Source organism: Paenibacillus sp. 1001270B_150601_E10, from assembly GCF_015558675.1.
In the GTDB taxonomy this organism is placed as follows: domain Bacteria; phylum Bacillota; class Bacilli; order Paenibacillales; family Paenibacillaceae; genus Paenibacillus_B.
The window spans coordinates 311,486-334,420 of record NZ_JADMOL010000002.1 but is presented as its reverse complement, the minus strand read 5'-3'; the positions used below and the strand labels follow the sequence as shown (position 1 = coordinate 334,420).

Annotated in this window: 12 protein-coding genes and 1 CRISPR repeat array (1 of these 13 running past the window's edge); of the genes, 4 read left to right on the top strand and 8 right to left on the bottom strand. The window is 46.1% G+C overall.

What is annotated here, in order from left to right:
* Positions 1–217: 217 nt before the first annotated feature.
* From I2H74_RS06440 to I2H74_RS06430, 3 genes are all read right to left on the bottom strand, one after another.
* A complete protein-coding gene (locus tag I2H74_RS06440; RefSeq protein ID WP_195572595.1) occupies positions 218–5,296 on the bottom strand; it encodes an S-layer homology domain-containing protein in 5,079 nt (1,692 codons plus the stop codon).
* A gap of 393 nt (positions 5,297–5,689) precedes the next feature.
* A complete protein-coding gene (locus I2H74_RS06435) occupies positions 5,690–6,526 on the bottom strand; it encodes a sugar phosphate isomerase/epimerase family protein (RefSeq protein ID WP_195572593.1) in 837 nt (278 codons plus the stop codon).
* 34 nt (positions 6,527–6,560) lie between these two features.
* A complete protein-coding gene (locus I2H74_RS06430; RefSeq protein WP_195572590.1) occupies positions 6,561–7,634 on the bottom strand; it encodes a Gfo/Idh/MocA family protein in 1,074 nt (357 codons plus the stop codon).
* 201 nt (positions 7,635–7,835) lie between these two features.
* Here I2H74_RS06430 and I2H74_RS06425 point away from each other — a divergent pair, with 201 nt between their 5' ends.
* The gene (locus tag I2H74_RS06425) at positions 7,836–8,720 is read left to right on the top strand and encodes an AraC family transcriptional regulator (protein WP_195572588.1); all 885 of its coding nucleotides are present in this window, start codon (positions 7,836–7,838) and stop codon (positions 8,718–8,720) included.
* A 96-nt stretch (positions 8,721–8,816) separates the two neighbouring features.
* Here the strand turns inward: I2H74_RS06425 and I2H74_RS06420 are convergent, their stop codons facing one another.
* The gene (locus tag I2H74_RS06420) at positions 8,817–10,142 is read right to left on the bottom strand and encodes a glycoside hydrolase family 68 protein (RefSeq protein ID WP_195572586.1); all 1,326 of its coding nucleotides are present in this window, start codon (positions 10,140–10,142) and stop codon (positions 8,817–8,819) included.
* 321 nt (positions 10,143–10,463) lie between these two features.
* On the opposite strand from I2H74_RS06420, the gene I2H74_RS06415 reads away from it, so the two are divergent.
* From I2H74_RS06415 to I2H74_RS06405, 3 genes are all read left to right on the top strand, one after another.
* Entirely contained in the window at positions 10,464–11,075 is a 612-nt protein-coding gene (locus I2H74_RS06415) for a hypothetical protein (RefSeq protein ID WP_195572584.1), read from the top strand.
* Positions 11,076–11,501: 426 nt separating this feature from the next.
* Positions 11,502–12,992, top strand: a complete 1,491-nt coding sequence (locus I2H74_RS06410; protein ID WP_195572582.1) for a peptide MFS transporter — start codon at positions 11,502–11,504, stop codon at positions 12,990–12,992.
* 351 nt (positions 12,993–13,343) lie between these two features.
* Positions 13,344–14,672: an ArnT family glycosyltransferase gene (locus I2H74_RS06405; protein ID WP_229106431.1), complete on the top strand. Its 1,329-nt coding sequence runs from the start codon at positions 13,344–13,346 to the stop codon at positions 14,670–14,672.
* Positions 14,673–14,792: 120 nt separating this feature from the next.
* Here the strand turns inward: I2H74_RS06405 and sigK are convergent, their stop codons facing one another.
* From sigK to I2H74_RS25105, 4 genes are all read right to left on the bottom strand, one after another.
* A complete protein-coding gene (gene sigK / locus I2H74_RS06400; RefSeq protein WP_195572579.1) occupies positions 14,793–15,494 on the bottom strand; it encodes an RNA polymerase sporulation sigma factor SigK in 702 nt (233 codons plus the stop codon).
* Positions 15,495–15,823: 329 nt separating this feature from the next.
* The gene (locus I2H74_RS06395; protein ID WP_195572577.1) at positions 15,824–18,871 is read right to left on the bottom strand and encodes a DUF4855 domain-containing protein; all 3,048 of its coding nucleotides are present in this window, start codon (positions 18,869–18,871) and stop codon (positions 15,824–15,826) included.
* 1,071 nt (positions 18,872–19,942) lie between these two features.
* Complete coding sequence (locus tag I2H74_RS06390) at positions 19,943–20,374, bottom strand: hypothetical protein (RefSeq protein WP_195572575.1); 432 nt, start codon at positions 20,372–20,374, stop codon at positions 19,943–19,945.
* 9 nt (positions 20,375–20,383) lie between these two features.
* Positions 20,384–20,851 (bottom strand): zinc ribbon domain-containing protein, encoded by a 468-nt coding sequence (locus I2H74_RS25105; RefSeq protein ID WP_195572573.1) that lies wholly within the window; start codon positions 20,849–20,851, stop codon positions 20,384–20,386.
* Between the two features lie 321 nt (positions 20,852–21,172).
* Positions 21,173–22,935: a CRISPR direct-repeat array (repeat unit 32 nt; unit sequence ATTTCAATCCACGCACCTACATGAGGTGCGAC) (it continues 139 nt past the right edge of the window).

Here is a 22,935-nt window from a genome sequence, read left to right as displayed (position 1 = left end):
GATCGAATAGCCTGAACATGCTCTGTTATAAGTTGATCATATGGCTATACCCGATCAATCAATAAACGCTACAATAAAGTCCTCCAAAGGATTTTCCCTCGGAGGACTTCGATAAGAGAAGTGCAAATGAACGTGCAGTATTCAATACTTGATTATGCCGTCCTAATAAAGAGATTTGCACCTTCTCTAAAATGCTGCATGCGATTATTACTTGTGATTAGCGCTCTAGCAGCAGGTAAATGACTTTTGCTGCCTCAGCACGTGTTGCATGCTTGTCAGGTGCAAAGGTATTGCCTCCTTGACCTTCCATGAGGCCAAGTGCTGCAACCTTCGCTACACCATCAACCGCCCATTTGCTTACCTTTTTATGATCGGCGAAGGATAAAGCTTCGCCTTTATCTTCAATCTTTCCATGCTTCCACTCATAAGCTCTTACGAGCATGACTGCCATTTCCTCACGCGTAATCTTGCGATTCGGCTCGAAATGGCCTTTGCCTGTTCCTTCAATAATGCCAGCTTGCTGTGCTGCGTACACTGAAGATTCATACCAGCTGCCTTTTACGACGTCGCTGAATGGCTGCTTTTCACTTCCACTCACCTTCAGCTCGAACGCCTTCGCGATAAGCTTCGCAAATTCAGCTCGAGTGAGCGCTTGGCTTGGTCGGAAATGCGTGTCATCCATGCCATTTACAATGCCCTTCTTCACAAGAGCTTGGATGTACGTATGCGCCCAGTGTGTTGCTGGCACATCAACAAAGGACTTGCCTTGCTCAGTAGAGCCATTGGAACCACCCTCAGAACCATTTCCATTTGAGCCCTCCTGGCCATCTCCCGGATCTGTGGAACCTTCCGATCCATTTCCATTAGATCCAGAACCGCCCTCTGAGCCGCTGCCTCCTGATCCATTGCCTCCAGAACCGCCGCCGCTTGTACCCGTTTGGAAGCTCCAAATATCTGAGATTGCTTTGCCGCTATGCTGATCCTCTGCTTGCACGTACCATTGATACAGCTGATTGTTCTGGAGCCCGCTCCACTTCACAGAAGCTTGAGCACCGCTTGCAACCTTCTCGACTTTACCGATCAGCTGATCCGTATAAATATTAGCTTGGAAATAGTCCGTCGCTACGCGTTTCTCCATTGCTGACAGATCCACATCGATATCGAACTCATCCTTTTTCGGAAACTCGATGGGATCATAGTAATTATAGTCATCAAGATACGGAGAGTATGTCTTCACATGAATCTTATTAGCATCTGTATCAAATTGCAGAAGGCGGATATAGCCGTTTCCTCCTCTTTCACCACCTTGATAATCGGCAAGCATTTGATACACTTTGCGATCCGCAATACCATCTCCATTGTCATCCAGTTCATCGATCAAGGTCTCGGCATCATGATAATGGCCAGACAATACCGCAATGACATTCGAGTTCGGAATGACGACACGTTCATGGATCTGGTCCGCTATCGGCGCGCGATTGCCGGATACGAGCAAGTACTCATGGAAGGCAAGTATCGCTTTTCGATCAGGATACTGCTTCAACACATCATCGATCCATTGAATCTCTTCATCTCCAATGTTCCAGCCCATATACACAACGATGAAGTCTACGCCGCCCGCGGAAACAAGGTCATAATGACCGCGGTTATTCTGATATGAGCCTCCATAGGTTGGCTGATGGCTAAAGCGATCTTCCCCATAATGCTTCCAGTAATATTGATAATCTCCAGTCTGATGGGCAACATCATGATTGCCAGCCAATACCCCGTATGGCATTCCACTTTGGTCAAGGATGCTCATGGATTCATTCGCGTTAATCCATTGATAGTCTTGATCCGCATCATCCACAATGTCTCCTGTATGGATTACATAGCGAATATCCATCTTCTCTTTGTTATCAACAATCCACTGTACATTCGTTTTATAAATCTCAGGATAGCTTTCCGAGTAATACTGGGTATCCGACATCCACACGAAGGAGAAATCATATGGATCCTCCGATACCGGCTTCTCATCCTGAATCATGACATGAATCTTGCCGCCGTCGTTATAATCACCCGCTAGCACGGTATGCTTCAGGGTAAAGTCTTCTGCTCCTGCCACCTGATAAACAAGCAAGCTCCATTTTTGTTCAGATGGATTCCACGCATACATGCTTACCTTGCGGCCTTCAAGGGAGTTCCCCTTCCACTCTACCTCGACACGGTCCGTTGCTTTGACCGCTTTGTCCAATGTGATATCGAAGCGATGGTATGGGAATTGCTCCGTCGAATCATCCGTCAAGTACACGCCGTCAGCGGCTTTGATCTTGTCGTAGTCTTCAGCTGACATCGCTTGTTCTCCGTCTGGGACAAGCTGCTTCGGCGGCTCAACCTCACTTGCTCCACGGTATCCCTTCAAGCTCTCCAATCTTGAGCTGTCAAAATGGAAGCCGCGGAAGAAAGAAGCTGTCATGCTGTCCTTCAGTGGATCTGTCAGCTTAACCGACAGGGTTGGATTAACGGAGACTCCCGTTTGACCATCGCGAGGAGTGACAAGCTCTGGCTGGTTCGGATTCTCAGATGGGGTCGTGAACGTTATCGTAGATACGGCCTCATTGCCCACTTTATCCTTTGCACGAATGACAAGCGTATGCGTTCCCGCTGCAAGCTCCCCAGATGATGTCTTGAGCGGCAGCTTCACTTCCTTGTCGTCCAAGATTGCCGAAATGGTATCTACTCCGGCAATGTTATCCGTTACCTCTGCATCCATCGTGAAGGCACCGCGATATTCTTTGCCATTTGCAATCGATGGAATAATTTTAGGCGCTGTGTTATCGATCTTTACTTTAGCAGACGCCCTCGATTGATCTGGCGCAATCGTCTCTAAAACATATTCGCCGTCTTGAAGCTCAGCCGTATTCCATTGATAAGCCTTGGCTGTTAAATGTTCATTCGTAATACTAAAGTTCAGTTCCAGTGCTTCCAATCGACCAGAACTGTCACCCATCTTGATCTCCTGCTCTTTGTTGCTGTATGCAGGGTCATAGATCGTTGTGCCGTCAGCCAATACAAGCCGTACATTCCGTACTTTAAAGTCGTCCTTATTTTCTTCTGGGCGATCGTCAAATGGCCCGGATTTCGTGCCTGCGCGAATGGCAATCTTATTCGAGCCCTCGCTCAATCGATCGGAAGAGATCGGATAGGACAAGGTTGTATACGTATTAATCGGATCAAGGAACGTATAGAGAATCTCTTCTCCCATCGTCACCGCATTTTTAAAGTAATAGTTCACTTCTGTTGCATCGAATGCGAAGATCGGGTCTAGCTCCAATGCGCGAAACGCATTCTTCACTTCACTGCCTGCAACGCTGAGCTTCAGTTGGTCTGCATCTACACCATTGGCGGCAGCTTTAATGACTTTCGTTCCCCGGATGATGTCTCCATCCTTTACGTTGAGGCGCAGCGGCGTTTCTTGAATACCGCCATTAATCTTGATCTGCTTCGCATCCGTTTGAATCGTATGGAGTCCATCAGAAACCTCAAAATAATAGGAAACCGATGATTTGCCGATCAGCTCAGGCGAATACACCTTATAGCTGTACAGCTTGTTGTTGTAATCTTCATAGAGATAACGTTTCGTGTATTCTGCATCTTGATTCGTTTTATAGAACAAAGCCACCGTCTTAACGCCTTGATCATCCTTCGCATCCAGAATGAGGCTTATATCCTCCGTCTGTGCCACCTCGCGGACCTTCGTCAGATCCTGTGCCGTAGGCTCAGCACGATCCTCTTCATGAATCAATTGCGCCGGGATCTGTGTCAAATCGACTGCTCCAGGCGTTGTCGGCTTTGTACCGGAATAGAGCGGGAGCATGACCCCCGTACCATCTGCAGAGTAGCGGTAATGTGTGCCCTTGTTCTCCTGATTGACCTTGCTGCCATCATAATAAGCAGCTGCAATGTCCTTGTGCGTGTTCGTGCCAATCACAACTCCGCGCCGTGATGTGTTAGCCATACCATCGCTGTAGATCTTCACGATGTTTTCGTTTTCTACTAGATTCGTACCAAATTCACGATTAAAATCTGCTACCGTGCTGTTCATATTCGCCTTATTGATCACCCAGAACACCATCGTCTGCCTGGACTTGATCATCAAATCCTCATGGTCGGTAGGCCATACGACATCAGCGCCTGGACCTGAATCCGTGTAACGATAGAAGATCTTATAATCTTTAAAGTTAATATCTTTGTCCGTGTTATTATAGACTTCGATAAATTCGTAGCCATCTGCATCGCCTACATTTTTACTGTTCGGAAGCAGCTCTGTAATCAGCATAGGAGGAGCCTGTCCACTGTCTGCTGGCAAGGACACAACCTTCATAGAATAAATGTCTGATTGTACTCGTTGTTGACTATCTTGAGCTTGAATATAGTACAGGAGCGTCTCGCTTCCAAGCAGCTCCGTATTCGGAATGGCCCCTCCATAGGTGTCTCCAGTAACCGTCAAAGGCATATTGCGAAATTCTATCATCAGCTCCGTCTTATAGTAGACATCTGCTGTAACCGTTCCCTCATAACCTGTAATCGCAGGATATACCGGCACGTCAATCCCTGCGTAGATCTGTTCTTGGGACTGATGTTCAACCTTTAGCTTAGAGATTGGCTGAACAGGTATAAGCTGTTCTGGTGCCACAGCCCCTGGAGTAGCGGGAAGCGTACCTGGATGATCCATCATCGCCATCACAGTAGAGCCTTTTTTAGGATGCTGATAGAAGATTCCTTTATCCGGCTTCGTCTGCTCATCGTTCTCGTAAGAGGCCCGCACGATCTCATTGCCCGCTCCATCTTTGAGCAATACCGTTATCGCATCAGAGTTAGACAGTCCACCATTTGCCTTCACTCGAAACAAGTTAATGTCTTCAACCAGTGCTGATCCAAATATCTTATTAAAATCTTCTGTCGTTTTATCACCGTTAACGCCATTCATCATCCATAATACGATTGATTGACGCGGCTGAATAACAGCTTGTCCAGCAGTTGATAACGTCCATTCGGTCTCAGCACTGCTATTGATATAGTATAGATGCTGCTGTTTGAGATCAATGGCCTGATCGGTCTGATTATAAACCTCGATAAATTCATAGCCATCCTTGCTGGACACATTGGTCGTGTCAGGAACGACCTCCGTAATTAGCAGGGCTGGACCTTGTCCGCCGGCCGCAGCGAAACTCGTTCCCGGCACAGGCAGCAAGCTAACCAGCAGGCTGCAAACCAATACGATTGCGCTCCACTTCTGATGCTTCCGCTTCTTCATGTCTTTACCTCTCCTCTATTGGTTGTCATGCTCATATGTATGGAGTAGTATATCGAGCGGATGTTAGTGGAATATCATGCTAATATGGAGATCATGTAAATTTCGAATCCTAAACAACTTCTCTGTCTAAAGAAATCGCTGCTGGAACATCCCAAACGCTGAAATCACGATTTCTCGTGTACAGTCGCTGAGAACTGCCTGGGGGTCTATCAATCGACTAGGTTTAGAAAATGAAAAAGAGCCTCAGGGTACATACCTGACGCTCTTCCACCAATAAAATATATAATAGTGCCGATTACAAATCGCTTCCACCACTCACAGCTTTACGACTTGCAACCTCACCATAGCTGAACATTCTTTACGGTTACCTGTTCTTATAGCAGGTATTGCCTCTTACAGTCCTGCTGCCGTGAACACGTTGTCAAAACCAGCCTTCGAGCGCTCCATCAGCTTTTCAACCGGATCGGCTGGCATCGTAGGGGTTAAGATCTCCTGCGCAACGACGCCGGTATATCCGATGCGCTGCAGACCTTGAAGGAAGCCCGCCAGGTCAATGACTCCTTCACCTGGATATAGACGATGATTGTCGAGAACCTCTTCCACTGGAACATTCGGCGCATCATTAATATGAACGTGAACGATCTGCTCTGGACGAAGTTGTTCGATATCTTGAACCGTCATCTCATTGGTGTACCAATGGTACGCATCGAATAAAAGCCCCACATTCGGCTCGCCGATCGCGTCGATAAAGTCGAGCGTCTCCTCCATCGTCCAAATGAAAGGATGCTTCCACTGGGTTCTCAGGTGATGCGGTCCCACGAATTCAAGCCCTAAACGAATGCCGTATGCGCCTAGAATTTGTGCACATAGGCGAAGTCTTTTCACTGCAAGCGCCATAAAATGAGCAGCCTTCAAATCCGTAGAAGGCAGGATGTAGGTGCAGCAGCTTGTGCAGCCAAGAGCAGAAGCTGCCGCCGCTGTCGAGGCCAACTGCTCGATTCCTTGTATAAACGCTTCCTCTGTGGTTCTCCACTCTACCGGAAGGCCAATTGCTCCTGCGACTACCCCATGCTTTTCTAGAAAAGCCTTCGCTCCTTCCAAGCCATGGCGCTGTACGAGCCCTTTTGCATCCAAATCAACCGCTTGAAAGCCATAAGCGGAAGCAAGCTCTATCATGAGCTCCTCACTCTCTATACGGCCCAGTCCTGCACTCGTTATTCCTCTTAGCATTTGTCATTCCTCCTCGTGTTGTTCCAATCTTCCCTTATCTATTCCAATCCAGCTTCACTTCATTGCCGGTTCTGGATGATTCATAGATGGCATCGATGATCATGTTGTTCGTGAGTCCCGTCAGCGCGGATGAGATCGGCTCTTTACCTTCCATAATACAGGCTAGAAAGTGCCTGCTCAATCGAAGCCGCTCGCCCTCATCGTCCTCAGGCTTCATGATGTCCACTTCAAATGGACGATCGAACTTCTCTGTAAGCAGCTTTCCCTTGGGACCGCGGTAGCTTGCTCCGCCCTCTGTCCCCATGAGATGAATGAATGGATGGTTATCTGTATCCATATGAACCGCCCAGCTCACTTCCAAGGACAAGCTGCTCCCATCCTCCATTTTAATAAGAGCGGTCGCGAGATCCTCTACATCAAAGGCGCCGCTCCAGTTCGGCTTGCCCCATGTCCCTATCCCTTTTTTCTTCGGTCCGAATTCAGCGTAGGTCGCCCCGTAAACCGACACTGGCTTCGGATTGCCCATCAAGTATAAGGCAAGATCCAGCATATGCACGCCGATATCGATTAATGGGCCGCCGCCAGATTCGTTCATGCGCGTGAACCAAGTCCCCCAGCCTGGGATCCCTTTGCGGCGATACCAGCCTGTCTTAGCCGTATAAATTCGGCCAAGCTCTCCCCGGTCTATCTGTGCCTTCATCTGCATCGGTACAGATTCAAAGCGCATTTGATGGCTGACCATCAGCACTTTGTCCGTTTGATTCGCAGCTTCATATATTTTGCGAGCCTCTTCCCCATTCAACGCCATCGGCTTCTCCAGCAGCACATGCTTCCCTGCTTCAAGTGCTTTCACTGCTAACTCAGCATGATACTGATTCGGCACGCCAATGATAACCGCCTCAACCTCCTGATGTTGAACCAGCGCTTCAGGCGTGTCCAAAACATGCTTAATCCCATACTTCGCCGCGCGGCGTTCAGCTTGTGGCCGATAGACGTCCGTTATCGCGGTAAGCTCGCAAAGCTCCTGCAGCTTGGAAAATTGAGAAGCGTGCACGCCTCCAATATTCCCCGCGCCAATAATACCAAGTTTAACCTTGCCCTCACTCATGGCGATGCCCCCCATCGTCAACGAATCTTCCTGCTTCTTAACCTCACCCGTATGGGAATACGGTTAGTGAGTCATTCTCGAACAAGCTAACCTTTCATTTTGTTGTTGCTTCACTCCTGCTACTATGTTAATAGTATCTATATCGAAAAGCATGCTTGTTTTTCGAAAAATGTCCCATTTCTTCGGAGGCTTCTGTTCTGTATGACGAACTATCCGGATTATCTGCGCACGTATCCCAACATGGACAGTGCCAGCCCGCTTCATATTAGTTTGAATCACATTCCGCATGGCTTTCGTGCGCACCGCCATGATTTCTTGGAATTTTCCTTTGTCATAAGCGGACGCGGCAAGGAAAGAATCAATGATGCTTCTCATCCGATGCGGCCTGGCACCTTCACCTTTGTTCTTCCCTATCAGGTGCATGAGATTTTTACAGAGCCTGACGAGCCGCTTGTGCTGTACAATTGCATGTTCAGCATGGACCTTCTGATCGAATCCGGGCAGGATGACGGACTTCTCGCATGGATGGATCATTATGATCAACAGCCCTCCATTCAACTAGACGAAGATGACCTTGCCCGAATGCGGTTGCTCATCGAGGATCTAGCTCATGAATACAACAGTGATGAGGTATGGAAGCATACGTACATTCAAATTAAATTGAAGGAAATTCTTATCCGTTTTGATCGAATCAGACGCAAACAAGGGGATCTGTGCACAACCACTCCTACATCTACAGTGAAAAACAACTATGTATGGCCAATCATCCAATACATTCATCATCATTATCAAGAAGAGCTCAGCTTGTCCGGTCTGTCTCAAAAGTTTACGATGAGCGCATCACGCATAAGCGAGTTGATCAAAGAAACCACTGGCCAAACCTTTGTCCACTTCCTGCATGATCTGCGCATCAGGCATGCCGCTAGCCTATTGGTTACTACAGACATGAGTGTCGCAGAAATTGCGCTTGAAGTCGGTTACGGCTCCTACAATACCTTTTCACGCGTATTCCGCTCTATGAAGGGAATCGTTCCGAAGGAGTACCGCAAGCGCAAACTTGAGCTTCGAGCTGAACAAAGACAATAACGGGCATGAACTCGCTCTTCGCGGGTTGCATGCCCTCTTTTATATCTCCTTACGTGAGATCTCCCATTTAAGCTTCTACCAAGTCTTTATCCCGCCTCAACATTCCGATTCTGCGGGTACAAGGTAGCCCAGTGTCCTTCCAAGCCGTGTAGAGCGGCCCTTTATCGATAGTGAAAGGACGGGGGCAGCGGATCGAATCTCTACTGTTTGCTGATTAGAAAGCGTTGAGTAGCCGCTGTAAGCAATGACGACAAAGCGCCCTTTTCGCACAGGGACAACCAGCCATGAGTATACATACTGTTCATTTTCCTCTTGACCTGTAAAAGGCGCGCCTGGTGATTTCTGCGTAATGACAACGCCTGTGCCATTAAGCGGTTCGTATCTGCCAAACAACGAGTCCGATATCCAGCCCAACATGAAATCTCGATTTACTAGATCGTTCCCATTGACCGTCATCTTATTCCCATGCGTCGTGACAAACAAATAATAGTGTTCATGATGATAAATGACATTTATGCGTTCTATCTCATCTGTTACCAGATTGCTGCTCAGCACTGGCGGCAAAAATCTCCCTGACGTTCTCTGATTCGTTAGCCGCAAAGCTCCAATGCAGCCGTTAGCTTTCAGAGCGTCCGCCGTTGGCTGGTAAGAGCCGAGTGAAGAGCCAACATACCTTTCCAATACCGTACCTTCCTGATGGAGTACAGGACCCGTGTTAGCCTCAAAAAGAAGATATTCCCTTCCTGTCTCAGGATCCTTGAAGTAATGCGGGTCTCGGAAGGTGAAGTTATTGTTTTGGTTGCTGCCTGCTGCAGAATTGTGCTGGTTGGGGAAACGCTGCTCCCCGCTAACCGCTTGTTCCATGGTCTGATAGTAGAAGCCATCCGGCTCGATCAACAACTCATGATACGTTGGCGCAAGCAAGGTCAAGCAGGTCGGTGTTGCTGTAAATGGAACCTTAGCCGTAGCAATCCGCTGCAGCGTTTGAGACATGCCTTGCTCTTCATAGGGGGAAGCGATGGTATAAAAAAATTGAAGCTCTCCTTCGTTCGTAACAATTGTGGAGCCTGACCATTCCTGACTGCCTGGCACAAGCGGCGTGTCGAATACGTGTCCGCCGGTTACCCAACGATTCTCATCCACTTTAGAATAAAAATACATCAGCCGCGCCTGATTAGGCTCTGTAATCGGTTGACTTAATGCAATGAGTACATGATATCCGTCAACAACAGCAACCCTGCCGTTTTCCGTCAGCACAAGCCAGCTGTCCCATACTTCATAATCAGCATTCAAGGGCCGAACTCGCTTGGGATCAAAAATCGGATACGTATTACTTGCGTCATACTCCATCGACGCTGCCTGTTCTCTCGTCCAGCTTGTAACCTTCCATCCGGATGGAAATCTCGGCTGCTGCACACTCATGACCATTCCTCCCAAACGAACATTTTCAAGCACCGCCTAGAGCGCCTATCTCTTCCTCTTGTTATCCTATGTATAAGGAGTATCTTTGCCCTCCATATTTATCATGTCCACGCAGAAACTCCGTTGAAAATAGACAATAGCTTAGATCTGTTATCTTTCCTCATTCCGCCCCTAAACTTCCACGTTTACACAGGTCATATAGGTGGACGATCACATATGCATAACTATGATCTCTTAATCTTTGCGGACATCAACCTGTAGAAAAACAAAAGGTGACGGCTATCATTCTCCGTATTTAAAAATATAAAGGAGGAACCTTCCTTGAATAGAAGATGGAAGTATAACAAGCTGAACGAGCCTGCTCACGACTCTCATTCAACATCTAAGAAGCCCGTAGAGGATGAGCATCCTGAGGAATCGATGCCAACTGCTGATTCAATATCTGTATTTGATGCTGTCCTGAGAGGCATTGATACAGTTGATCCAGAAATCAATCCGCCTGGCACCGAACATGTAGAAAAAAGCTGCTTCAATCCAATACCTGATCCCGATCCTTCGATCGAATCTTGGTTTTCTCGAAGTCCAATGGAACAACGTGAGCATCATGAGCAAGAGATTCATTCCATGGATCAAGCAGCAGCGGCCTCATCTCAAAGCCAGCTTCCTCTCGCGGCAGGCACCATGCCATTGAGACCGACAGCTATAGGAAGTGCTTCGTCATCACCTAGCATCCCCCTTAACGAAACAACGGAGATGCCTGATGTTGGGCATCCTAGAAAGACCATGCAGGCAAGATCTCGCAAGAAGAAGCTGCCAAGGCTTGCGAAACGGAGAGTCGGTTATAAAAAACAGCCTGTCTCAACAACAGGACGAAGTAGAAATCGGGGCAGCGCTTCAAGACTCCTGCGAAGAAAAAGAGTAAAACGAAAATAAGGAGCAAAAGCACATAAAGGGAATTTGCGATGAAAAAGGCTGATGGGTTCGCTTGCAGCTATATAAGGGAGTGGCATTGGCTCGCTCCCTTGATCCATCACCCTCGTTACATGCATGGGTATCCTTCTTTTGAATGCCAGGCCGTAAAGTATCTTTCACAAGGGGCATACCGGGAAGCCTCATACAACTTCCGGGTTGAGATGAGACTTGGCTCCACAATAATGGGCATGATACAGCTAAGGATTCACACAAAGGATATTAGATCGATTTCCTAAGCAAAGGGAGATCGATCTTTTCAATTTATGGATAATAAATGAATTGCCTATTATTGTCGATTGAAGTTGGTCCGCCATAACGATTATAATGAACAACAACACAACTTTATCACATTAAAGCAGCAATAGGACATCAAAGAGGAGAGTTGTTATGTCGAACATTGATAAAGAGAAGATCGTGCAGAGTGTTCCTCAGAAAGGTTTTTTCGGTCATCCTAAGGGCCTCTTCACCCTCTTCTTCACAGAATTCTGGGAGCGTTTCTCCTATTATGGAATGAGAGCCATCCTTGTATTCTTCATGTACTACGAAGTAAGCGCAGGCGGACTAGGGTTCCCAGAGGACTTGGCCCTTGCGATTATGTCCATCTACGGATCCCTCGTATACATGTCGGGTATCATTGGGGGCTGGCTAGCTGACCGAATTTTCGGTACGTCTAAAGCCGTCTTTTATGGCGGTATATTGATCATGCTGGGCCATCTCGTGCTTGCTATACCGGGCAACGCCGCGTTGTTCTTTGTTTCAATGATCCTGATCGTATTAGGTACCGGATTATTGAAGCCTAACGTATCAAGCATGGTCGGAGATATTTACAGCGAGCAGGATAACCGCCGCGATTCAGGCTTTAGTATTTTCTATATGGGGATTAACCTCGGGGGCTTCTTGTCTCCGCTCGTTGTAGGTACAGTGGGTATGAACAATTTCCACCTCGGCTTCAGCCTTGCCGCGATCGGGATGTTCATCGGCTTGGTCGTGTATGTGATCACTCGCAAGAAGAACCTTGGTCTTGCTGGTACAAGCGTTGTTAACCCGTTGTCGCCTGAAGAGAAAAAGAAAGTATTTACGATTATTGGCGCAGGCGTTGTTATGATTGGCATCTTGGTTGCCATCGCGATTCCGCTCGGCATCCTTACGTTTGATACCTTTATCAAGCTGGTCGGAGTCCTGGGTATTCTGATCCCTACCCTTTACTTTGTCTTTATGTATCGTAGTCCGAAAACAACAGCTGTTGAGCGTTCTCGGATCATTGCTTATATTCCGTTGTTTATTGCTTCTATCATGTTCTGGGCAATCCAGGAGCAAGGCTCGACGATTCTCGCAAACTATGCGGACAAGCGTACACAGTTGGAGTTTGCAGGCATCCACATTTCACCTGCATGGTTCCAATCGTTGAATCCGCTCTTTATTATCACTTTGGCACCAGTATTCGCTTGGATTTGGATGAAGCTAGGCAATCGTCAGCCGTCCATCCCGCAAAAATTCTCGCTCGGATTGCTGTTTGCCGGACTGTCATTCTTGATCATCCTGCTGCCAGCATACTTTGGCGGCGCCAATTCCTTGGTTAACCCGCTGTGGCTCGTGCTTAGCTACTTTGTTGTCGTAATCGGCGAATTGTGCCTGTCACCAGTTGGTTTGTCCGCAACGACGAAGCTTGCGCCTGCGGCCTTCTCGGCGCAGACTATGAGCTTGTGGTTCTTGTCCAATGCAGCAGCACAAGCGATCAATGCTCAGATCGTTAAGTTCTATACACCTGAGACGGAAATGATGTACTTTGGGGTCATTGGCGGTGCAGCACTCGTGCTCAGCCTTCTGTTGTTCATATTGTCGCCTAAGATTCAAGGCTATATGAAGGGTATAAAGTAAGAGCTTCGACTGGATGATTGTGGGATATTTCACAATTTTCCAAAAGCATATCATTCATAAAAGCTTTGCGAATACGTTCGCAAAAGTTCGGGTATCAAAACGGTACACCTTACGCTATAAATACAGTTAGCCGTCAAAACATCATTTTTGGCGGCTATTTTTTATTGAAATTAAGCTTCATACGATTCAGAAAAATATAGATTTGGATGAATGTTGTTTATCCAAATCTTTTTTCCAATTGAGCTAGCCTAAAGTCTTGGTGTCCCCTTCCCCAAAGCCAAGAGACACGTAATCCATTTAGTGATAACCTAAGATAGGAGAAAAATAGAAATAGAATGGGAGAGAAGCAAGTTGTTTTCATATGCTATAACCAACCCAAAAGAGAGACGATGGCTATTCGGACTAATGACCTTTGTCTTGGTGATGTCCGTCTCGATCGTTCTTTATTATGGAGATCACTTTCTATTAGGCGACCCGAACCATCCCAACAATGATGACGTGAAGTATATTCAAACTGCGAAGCTCATGCTTAGCGAAGGGACTCTCTCCTACAATACCGGAACAGATCCATCCGCATTTATCATGCCGGGCTTTCCCTTGATTCTATCGGGGTTCCTCGCGGTCTTTGGACAGGATGGCGGAGGGGTGATTGCCTTTCGTCTGTTCCAATGCTTGCTGCAAGCAGGGTCTTTGTATTTGATCTTTATTATTGCGCGATATGTGTTTAACGCTAGAATCGCCCTCCTTGCATGTATCCTAAGCGCATTATACCCACCAGATTACTTCTCATCAGGTGTTATTCTCTCTGAATCCATCTTCCGAATTGTGATCTTGCTGCTGGTATGCTCACTAATAACCGCCGTGCAATCAAAGCGCTCGGGATGGTATATGCTTATAGGCGCACTTACGGCCGCAGCAGCGTACTTTAAGCCGCAAGCCTCCTTATTTCCTGCAGTGCTTTTAATGCTGTGGTGGAAAGAAAAATATACATGGAAAGAGATGCTTAAGTATACATGTATCATCGTTCTGACCTATATGGTACTTCTATCTCCGTGGTGGATTCGCAACATCATTACGTTTGAGCGTTTTATTTTGTTTACGGATTCGGGCGGCAGCCCTTTTCTGCTCGGGACTCAAATTTTCAATTGGAATCCCCCAACAGGATTTTTCGAGGCATATCCTCAGTATGATCCTGCGACGATCTATCACGGTGCTGACTCTGAGGCCATCGCCAAGGGAATGGCTATCTTGAAGTACGGCTTTACGCATGAGCCGCTTCTTTACCTGTTGTGGTATACCATAGGGAAACTGATCGGACTTTATTTCGAGGCCTATTATTGGCTACCTATCCTTGGCGTAGGCCTAGTAGAAGCTCATATCCTCCAAGCACTGTTGGTAGGTTTAAGCACAGCAGGAATGATTATGTCTCGCAAATTCAGCGGTCGGCGTAAACGACTCCCGCTACTGCTAACCATCACCTATTTTACGTTGATATATGTCCCGTTTATAGCATTTTCACGGTATGGGTATCCAAATATGGCTTTCCTGCTTATGTATACGGCAGCCGCAGTCGAGTATCTTATTCATCCTTCTGATTACAAGCTAAGGACGAAAGTCAGTAAGCAGCAACGGAAGGCGAATTCAGATCACAGCAAAGAAGCTCGTGATCGAACTGCCTGAACACTTCTATCGAATCCTAGTTTGGCAATAAAAGATTACTTTTTTAAAATCAAGCAAAATGCTCTTAGGACGAGCTTGAAGTGATCCTTAAGATCCTTCTCCGTTCTAAGAGCATTACTATTAGCGCTTCGCCTTATAAAATTCATGATACAGCTTCATTAACGCCCGCTTTTCAATACGCGACACGTAGCTTCTAGAGATGCCAAGCTCCTTCGCAATCTCTCGCTGCGTTCGCTCCTCTCCTCCTCCGTCAAGGCCAAATCGCCCTCGAATGACCTCCTGCTCTCTTTCGTCCAAGATGTCTAAGTTGCGATAAATCTTGCTCTTCTCAATTTTCAACTGAACTTTATCCACTACATCGTCGGTCTCCGTGTACAGAATATCGATCAAAGTGATTTCATTGCCTTCCTTGTCCGTTCCTATCGGATCGTGGAGGGATACATCTTTTCTCGTTTTTTTTAAGCTTCTTAAATGCATCAAAATCTCATTTTCAATACATCTCGCTGCAAATGTAGCGAGCTTTGTTCCTTTGTTCGGCTGAAAGCTCTCAATTGCTTTAATCAACCCGATAGTACCTATGGATATAAGGTCTTCAAGATCTTCTCCGGTGTTATCGAACTTCTTCACGATATGTGCCACAAGCCGGAGGTTATGTTCAATAAGCATATTACGCGAATGGGCATCGCCCTCCGCCATCTTCGTAAGATGCTTCAGCTCTTCCTCTTCAGATAAAGGCTGAGGAAAAGCATTGTTTTTAACGTAGGATACCAATAAAGAAAGCTGTTTAATGAATAATGCGATCGTTGACAAAAATCCAAACATTAGCTTCCACCTCCTAAGACATGCACACTCTCCATCCGAACAAGTGAACGTTACATTGTATGTGGGCGGAAGCCTATGCGTGCCTGTACGGGCAAAAAGCTTTTATGACAACGTTATGTGTCCAATTTACGGAATCGCTATAACTTGAGGTGGAGGTAGTATCGATCCCTTTTGTCGAAAATATAGCTGACATCAATAATAAGAGGTCATATCGTATAACTTCAATGTTCTAATTGAATAAAGAAAAAGCCATTGGTCTCAGCGTGAAATTAACGCTGCCAATGGCTTTTTTATGAAAAATAATCATTCAAAGAGGTGAAAACGAAGTGTCAATCCTTCTTATCGTAAGTAAAAGTAAGCTTCACTGGCTCTGTCATTCCATCCGTCGACAAGTAGGCATCGTTTGTTCCTTTTAGATTGCCAGTAAGCTTAACCGTAAATTGGAAGCTACCCGATGCTGTGCTTCTCGTCTCACCGGTATAGCGAACTTCCCCTTTTGAATCGACGATTTTCAAATCGACTGTAGACAGGTTGCCATCCATCAACAAGCCGTCGATCGTTAATGTCTTTGCTGAGGCATTCATTACCGCTATTGTTCCATCGATTGGCAGCACCTCATCACCGCCTGCAAGGTTATATAAACCAAACTCATAGAAGGAATATCCGTATTCTGTATTACGCTCAACGCCTTGGAATTTCACGTACCTTGCTTGGACAGGCTCGAAGCTGAATGTTTCTTTACCATCATGTGCCATAATGATGCCATCATTATCTTGGGTCACACTCGTCCAGTTCTGCTTATCATCGGAAACGAGGATTTTGTATGTCTTCGCGCGAGCTAGTTCCCAATCGATTCTGAGCGTATTGAAGGATTTGGCTTCGCCCAGATCGATCTGGAACCAGCTGTCATCGACGTAGTTGCTCGCCCATCTTGTCGAGGAGAATCCATCCACAGCGTGCTCAGGCACCAATCTTGTACTGGAGCCTTCAACGGATGAAGCCGTTACCGCTTTGCCCTCAGCTAGATTGCCAACAAGGTTGTAGACCTCTTCCTTCAACGCGACATAAGCAGCATTTGTCATCATCTGGTCCGCAGCCAACTGATCCAGCTTGGAGTTGAAGCCCAGCAGATACTTGTTGAACAGTGCTGCATCCGTTCCTTCATAACGCTTCATCAAGGTGATATAATTGTTCAACGAACGAGGGGCCCGCGAAGTCATGAATTGCTTCTGCTCTTCGAAACGCTTCACATGCGTGCTCATCGTATCGGCATTCGACGATGCTGTTATTAGATATGTTGTCGTTTGGGATTTGGCGGCAGCAACCGTAATGTCCAGTCTGTGCTTGCCTGGCTTGCCGGTTAAGTCAATTGGCGTTCCTGATGTGTAAGGCTTGCCATCGAATTGGGCTGTGACCTTCACTAATCCGCTGCCATCATCATCCTTGACATTCCAAGTAAACTGAATCGTTTCCGTATCGGGTACAACCGTATCCCCCTTCATCAGTTGTCCGTTGAGGAATACATCCGCCTCCGGTGCCGGGCTGTTGTTGATGACATAGGTTCCTTTTGTATATTGATACAGCCAGTCGTACATTAAGCGCAAGCTCGGGTCCTTGCTAACTGCCAAGTTGCGAATCGCGTCATTGCCTTGGTAATACGCTCTAAAGCCGTTCTGCATCAAACCAGTTGTAGCGCCGCTATTCAAATAGTCGATAAAACGCTCGCGGAATACGCCGTCTGTCAGCATCCGATCATCAAACTCCACTTCGTTCGACATTCCATATTGCTTGGCAAGATTCGCAGCATCTTCCAAGCGATCAACATCCATATCGCCAAAGAAGTAATTCGGTTGAAAAGCTACTGCATCAAATCCTACGTCCTTCCACATATAGCTCTTATAGGCTAAAGAATGAGGAATCCAGAAAAACTTCAGGTTCTTGGCATGTACCTTGTCGCTTACAGACTTGATCAAGGCTGGCCCTGTTTCGCTTGTGCTGATTTGCTCTTCCAGCCAGTACATGCCGACGAGCTCCAGATTGGAATATTGCTTTGCCTGCCAAATGTTCTGTACCTGATCGAGCCACCACTGAATCGCCTTTTCTCTATTTTCGAATGCCTTCTCTTTGCCGACGATGGAGTCGTTGAAGCTTTCTGATACCCCATCACCGTCAACATCGCCGAAATCATTCAAATATTCTCCTGGATTCGGAATCATTAAGACAACCTTCATTTTATAATCAGGCTGATTCAGCTTGCTTCCGACTTCCTTCGTCGCTTCATTCAACTGCTGCATATCACCTGTCGCTGCGAACGTTTTATCCAAATACCAGTTCCAATCGCCCAGATTCGTTTGCCCAAGACCGAAGTCACGACCGGCAGGCGAAGCAAGCCCAAGATATAATACGCCGTCAAACATCCAATCTGTAGGTTCTCCATCCTTATTCACATAGCTAATGTTAGGGATAATGCGTTCCTTGTTCCAGTCGCCCAAGCCATTCGCATACTGGCCATTGTACAGCAGATTCAAGTTGCGAATACCTGCTGTTGCCTCTCCCGGCGCCAAAAAGTGAGGCTGTTCAGCAGGAACCTTTACCGCACCTTCGGCCATACCGTCTGTACCCATAATTTCGATCTCATCAATGTACTCCCACTGTGAAGGATGCATCGTAAAGGTTACTTTAACATAACGGGCATAGGCCAGCTTACCATCGATGTCCCCGCCTTTAATGCCGTCTCGGTTACCATCCCAGACATATGTCTCCTGTCTAGGCGGACCTTCTCCCCATAGCAGCTGCGTCGCATTATGGGAAAGCAGCCCCCAATTCACTTTATCATCGGAAACATACATCGATACCGTCAGCGGCACGAGGATCGAGTTGGTCGGATAATCTTGAAAGAAATGAGCGCTGATCTTGCCAATTGTCTTCTCCTCACCAAGATCAAAGACGACTTCGCGTGTCTTCCCGCGAACATGTCCAACCCATGCTGGATCATTCATATCTAATGAAGCATACTGACCATCCGTCAGCTTCGTTCCATCGTCAGGGCGCGATGCTGCCGGTGCCTCAGACCATTCATAAGGAAGACCTTCCGCAAGATTGCGGAATTGTGCTTGGTTTGCTGAAGCAGATGCCCCAGCTTGATTAGCATCTAGGACTTGCTGGGTCTGTTCCAATGCTGGCTCCCCTGCATCTGTGGGCTGATCCGGTGAGGCATGTGGATTCTCTGCATCCTGACCTGCTCCCGTCTGCTCAGCATTTACCGCCTGCACAACAGCAGCATCCGAAATCGACGATGTCGCCTGCACTGCAGAAATCGGAGACACCAGCATAATAGCTGCCATCAAGACAGACATCCATTTTTTATTTAAATTCATTAAGGTCAACTCCTTTGTATTATTCTCGATTACAGAAATCAAAGCCTTTATAATCATTCTTCTGTTCCGAGTAAACGCTAGATGGTAATCCCCCCTTTCAAGAAATATCAATAGATTCTATAAATTGAGTCTCAATGACTTCACCTAGATCTGCCTGAACCCCGAGATAAAGACAAAGTGAATAAAACGAGTTCATCTTCTTCGGGACTCAACAGCTCATCATAAATGTACAGAAGTAAAGTTTATACATATATTTAACCGAACAAGATTTAACCGCTAAAATAATAGATGGAATGAGCTGTTTAGTTAGTTAGCGCTTTCAAAAAATGTAGAAAGGTTTTCCCGGGCAATAATTTTGATATCGATACGAGCTCGGACGTTGAAATATTGTAAGAACGGATATGTACGGGGCAGGAAGCGAAATCATCTACGACATTTTCTGTATGTGAAAATGTAGGTTAGACCAGGGTTGAGGTAGGACTCACGTACAGTGCGCTTAGTTTTACTCATGGATCCATCATAATGGGAGAACGGAAAGGGAGACAAGGAACATAATTTGATGGGTTTCGCAATATTTTCGAACTCGATCTGACCTACTTCGTGGTAAGAAGAGCATCGGAAGCAGCACTTTAGATTTGCTTTAAAACTATGTTATAAACAATCGAAATGAATCTGTTAAAACCTATCAAATTGCTGATGTGTGTGTGATGAAAAAGAAAAGCAACAAGCCTCAAAGGCTTGCTGCTTCTTGTTTTGCAAAGTATTAGTTTTTCAGAAGAATTTAAAATGGAAGCTATTCAATCCAGATGTAGGTCAGGAATGACCATTTCGGCAAATCATTGACTATTTAGGGATACAGGATATAAATCGAGTCAAAAGAAAGAGGCGGAGCTCAAAGGTGAAGAGAAGAATAAATTCATTTTTACAACCAATATCTACCACAACGAAGACGAAAGAAGCTGACGCCCGGTCAGAACCGGCGCCAGCTTCTGGTCTAGGCGTTTTTCAGTGTCCACTAAATGGGGGCTTGACCACGCACCGTAAACACGAACACGACTATGATTCCAATGCTTAGATCGACATTCCACTCTCATTACCCTCTGAATAACTGGAAGATGCCGTGAACTTAAGAAGCTGATAGCCCAGCCAGATAAAGATCACTGCCTTTAGAACGGTGAATAGAGAAAAGCTCGTAAATGGAAAAATTGTAACGAACACCGTTGCAAAGAGAGCGTACGGGGCTAATTTCATCTCTTTCGTTGCAAGGACCAGCCAAAAGCCTATCCAAAAACCAAAGTAAGCTAGTGAATCTAAAATCGAAATCATAGAATAGATTCCATAACCATAGATCCGAGGGAAGATCGTCAAAATCAGTTTACACAAAAAATCGACTGCAATAGACCCAAACAAAATATAAAGTGCAAAAGGTATAATCACATTAACAAACGGAATAGCAAGAATCCATTTGCGATATTCCCGAAGGACGTTGGAAAATTGTTGCATATTCTCCTCCTACGATAAGGTGAAGCCGCAGCTTCCACAGAATTTTGCGTCACTCTGTATCACTTGATGGCAAGAAGGACACGTTGCCGTTGCTTCTTGCTCAGGCTCTGATTGCACGACAATGACTTCTTCGAACTTATGTCCACATGATACGCAGAACTTCGCATCAACTGGCAATACCTTTCCACATCCGCACGTCTTCTCATTGCTAAGTTCATTAATCTTTAGCTCAAGCTCTTTAATCTCCGCTTGAATGCCCAAGATCTGACTGCACCATTCGTCGATTGCAGCAAGCTTATCTTCGGACTCGGCTTCTTGACGAATTTGGAATACGGCTTCCCCTATGCGCAAATAGTACTCCTGTATTTCTTTTTTTTTATTGGAGATCTGCAGCTTCAATCGGTTAACCTCAACCGTTACTTTTGCTAACGTTCCAGCTTCTGCAACTCCCTTTTTGAACTTGTCTAAAAAGCTCACTTGATCACCTGCTTAATCATATTTTTATTGAGAGTTAAAAAAGTTATCTAGAAATAATACTTAAAAATATATGATCATATATTCAAATAAAGAGTAGAGCAAATAGTTAATGAGACTCACTTGAGATTAGCTATGTATAACTACTTCCAATATTTCACCTAGGTCTTATTTATTATCTCCAACTCAGTCAACATTTGTCAACATTTGAAATGAAAAATACTAGCGCTTTTATATCGGTCGGATTGTCAACCAAGATCGGATGATTTATCCATGCATGAGGTACGACCCCAATACACCCTGTACGTTTTTTAACATCCCACCATTTCAATCCACGCACCTACATGAGGTGCGACGAAGGGCTGTAAAGAACAAGTCGTTGTAAGACTCATTTCAATCCACGCACCTACATGAGGTGCGACGAAGCGTGAGTTTAAGTGCTAACTATTTGTATATTTCAATCCACGCACCTACATGAGGTGCGACGGGCTCAAAGGGTATCCTGGAAATTGAAGGCTCCAATTTCAATCCACGCACCTACATGAGGTGCGACAATATTTAGCACATTGGAAACACAGCTTCAACGTATTTCAATCCACGCACCTACATGAGGTGCGACGAGTTCTTACTTCTGCCTTTGCTGCTCGATGTGTTAATTTCAATCCACGCACCTACATGAGGTGCGACTTGTCCCATCCTTGCGCACTCAAAAATGCTTCTTCGTCATTTCAATCCACGCACCTACATGAGGTGCGACCATTCCATGTATAATAACGACCTTCTTGCAAATTAAATTTCAATCCACGCACCTACATGAGGTGCGACGATCGAACATCCTTTGACTACACCCGAGAAACGAACGATTTCAATCCACGCACCTACATGAGGTGCGACCCGTTAGTCACGTCGTATACCCTAACAAGGAGGTATTTCAATCCACGCACCTACATGAGGTGCGACCGCAACCCCATCGAACAAAACGACATTTTGATCCAAATTTCAATCCACGCACCTACATGAGGTGCGACACCATCCTTGCCCCGTTTCAACTCAATAACCTTTATTTCAATCCACGCACCTACATGAGGTGCGACGCCGAAATATCCTCAATTGAAGAGGGTGTCTTGCCATTTCAATCCACGCACCTACATGAGGTGCGACAAGAAGCTGCAGAAGCAGATCCACAACGTATACCAGATTTCAATCCACGCACCTACATGAGGTGCGACGGCGTCAACGGTATTAGGGTGCTGCCGCAATTCGAAATTTCAATCCACGCACCTACATGAGGTGCGACCTGATGATGTCCTTAATAGCAATAACGATTTCCGTATTTCAATCCACGCACCTACATGAGGTGCGACGGCATGTTCGATGACGAGAAGATCAAGATCATCGAATTTCAATCCACGCACCTACATGAGGTGCGACGCATGTTCGATGACGAGAAGATCAAGATCATCGAATTTCAATCCACGCACCTACATGAGGTGCGACGACAGACGATCACCAGCAGTTGCTACAGGCAAATTATTTCAATCCACGCACCTACATGAGGTGCGACTCAACGGGCATGTTTGCTGCTGTGACGGATTACGGATTTCAATCCACGCACCTACATGAGGTGCGACGTATGATATTCTTCTGATAGACCACATCGAAATAATTTCAATCCACGCACCTACATGAGGTGCGACTGGGAAAAAGTAAAAGATGACAAACAAGTTACGATTTCAATCCACGCACCTACATGAGGTGCGACTGACCGTCCAAGAGTCCGCCAGGCTTAGCTGAAACGATTTCAATCCACGCACCTACATGAGGTGCGACTATTCTTGTTGTATGTCTGCTGATTGGTATCATTATTTCAATCCACGCACCTACATGAGGTGCGACTGGAAGAAGCTTGATAGCCCTTAAAATGCTTGTAAATTTCAATCCACGCACCTACATGAGGTGCGACTAAGGGCATACGCATATTTCTGGAAGAGTTTTAAATTTCAATCCACGCACCTACATGAGGTGCGACATGCAAGACTTGCTTTCTACTAATCCTCGGAATATTTCAATCCACGCACCTACATGAG

Excerpts from the sequence above, each read along its gene's own strand:
- I2H74_RS06440 (WP_195572595.1), bottom strand. The coding sequence starts at position 5,296 with ATGAAGAAGCGGAAGCATCAGAAGTGGAGCGCAATCGTATTGGTTTGC.
- I2H74_RS06435 (WP_195572593.1), bottom strand. The coding sequence starts at position 6,526 with ATGCTAAGAGGAATAACGAGTGCAGGACTGGGCCGTATAGAGAGTGAG.
- I2H74_RS06430 (WP_195572590.1), bottom strand. The coding sequence starts at position 7,634 with ATGAGTGAGGGCAAGGTTAAACTTGGTATTATTGGCGCGGGGAATATT.
- I2H74_RS06425 (WP_195572588.1), top strand. The coding sequence starts at position 7,836 with ATGACGAACTATCCGGATTATCTGCGCACGTATCCCAACATGGACAGT.
- I2H74_RS06420 (WP_195572586.1), bottom strand. The coding sequence starts at position 10,142 with ATGAGTGTGCAGCAGCCGAGATTTCCATCCGGATGGAAGGTTACAAGC.
- I2H74_RS06410 (WP_195572582.1), top strand. The coding sequence starts at position 11,502 with ATGTCGAACATTGATAAAGAGAAGATCGTGCAGAGTGTTCCTCAGAAA.
- sigK (WP_195572579.1), bottom strand. The coding sequence starts at position 15,494 with ATGTTTGGATTTTTGTCAACGATCGCATTATTCATTAAACAGCTTTCT.
- I2H74_RS06395 (WP_195572577.1), bottom strand. The coding sequence starts at position 18,871 with ATGAATTTAAATAAAAAATGGATGTCTGTCTTGATGGCAGCTATTATG.
- I2H74_RS06390 (WP_195572575.1), bottom strand. The coding sequence starts at position 20,374 with ATGCAACAATTTTCCAACGTCCTTCGGGAATATCGCAAATGGATTCTT.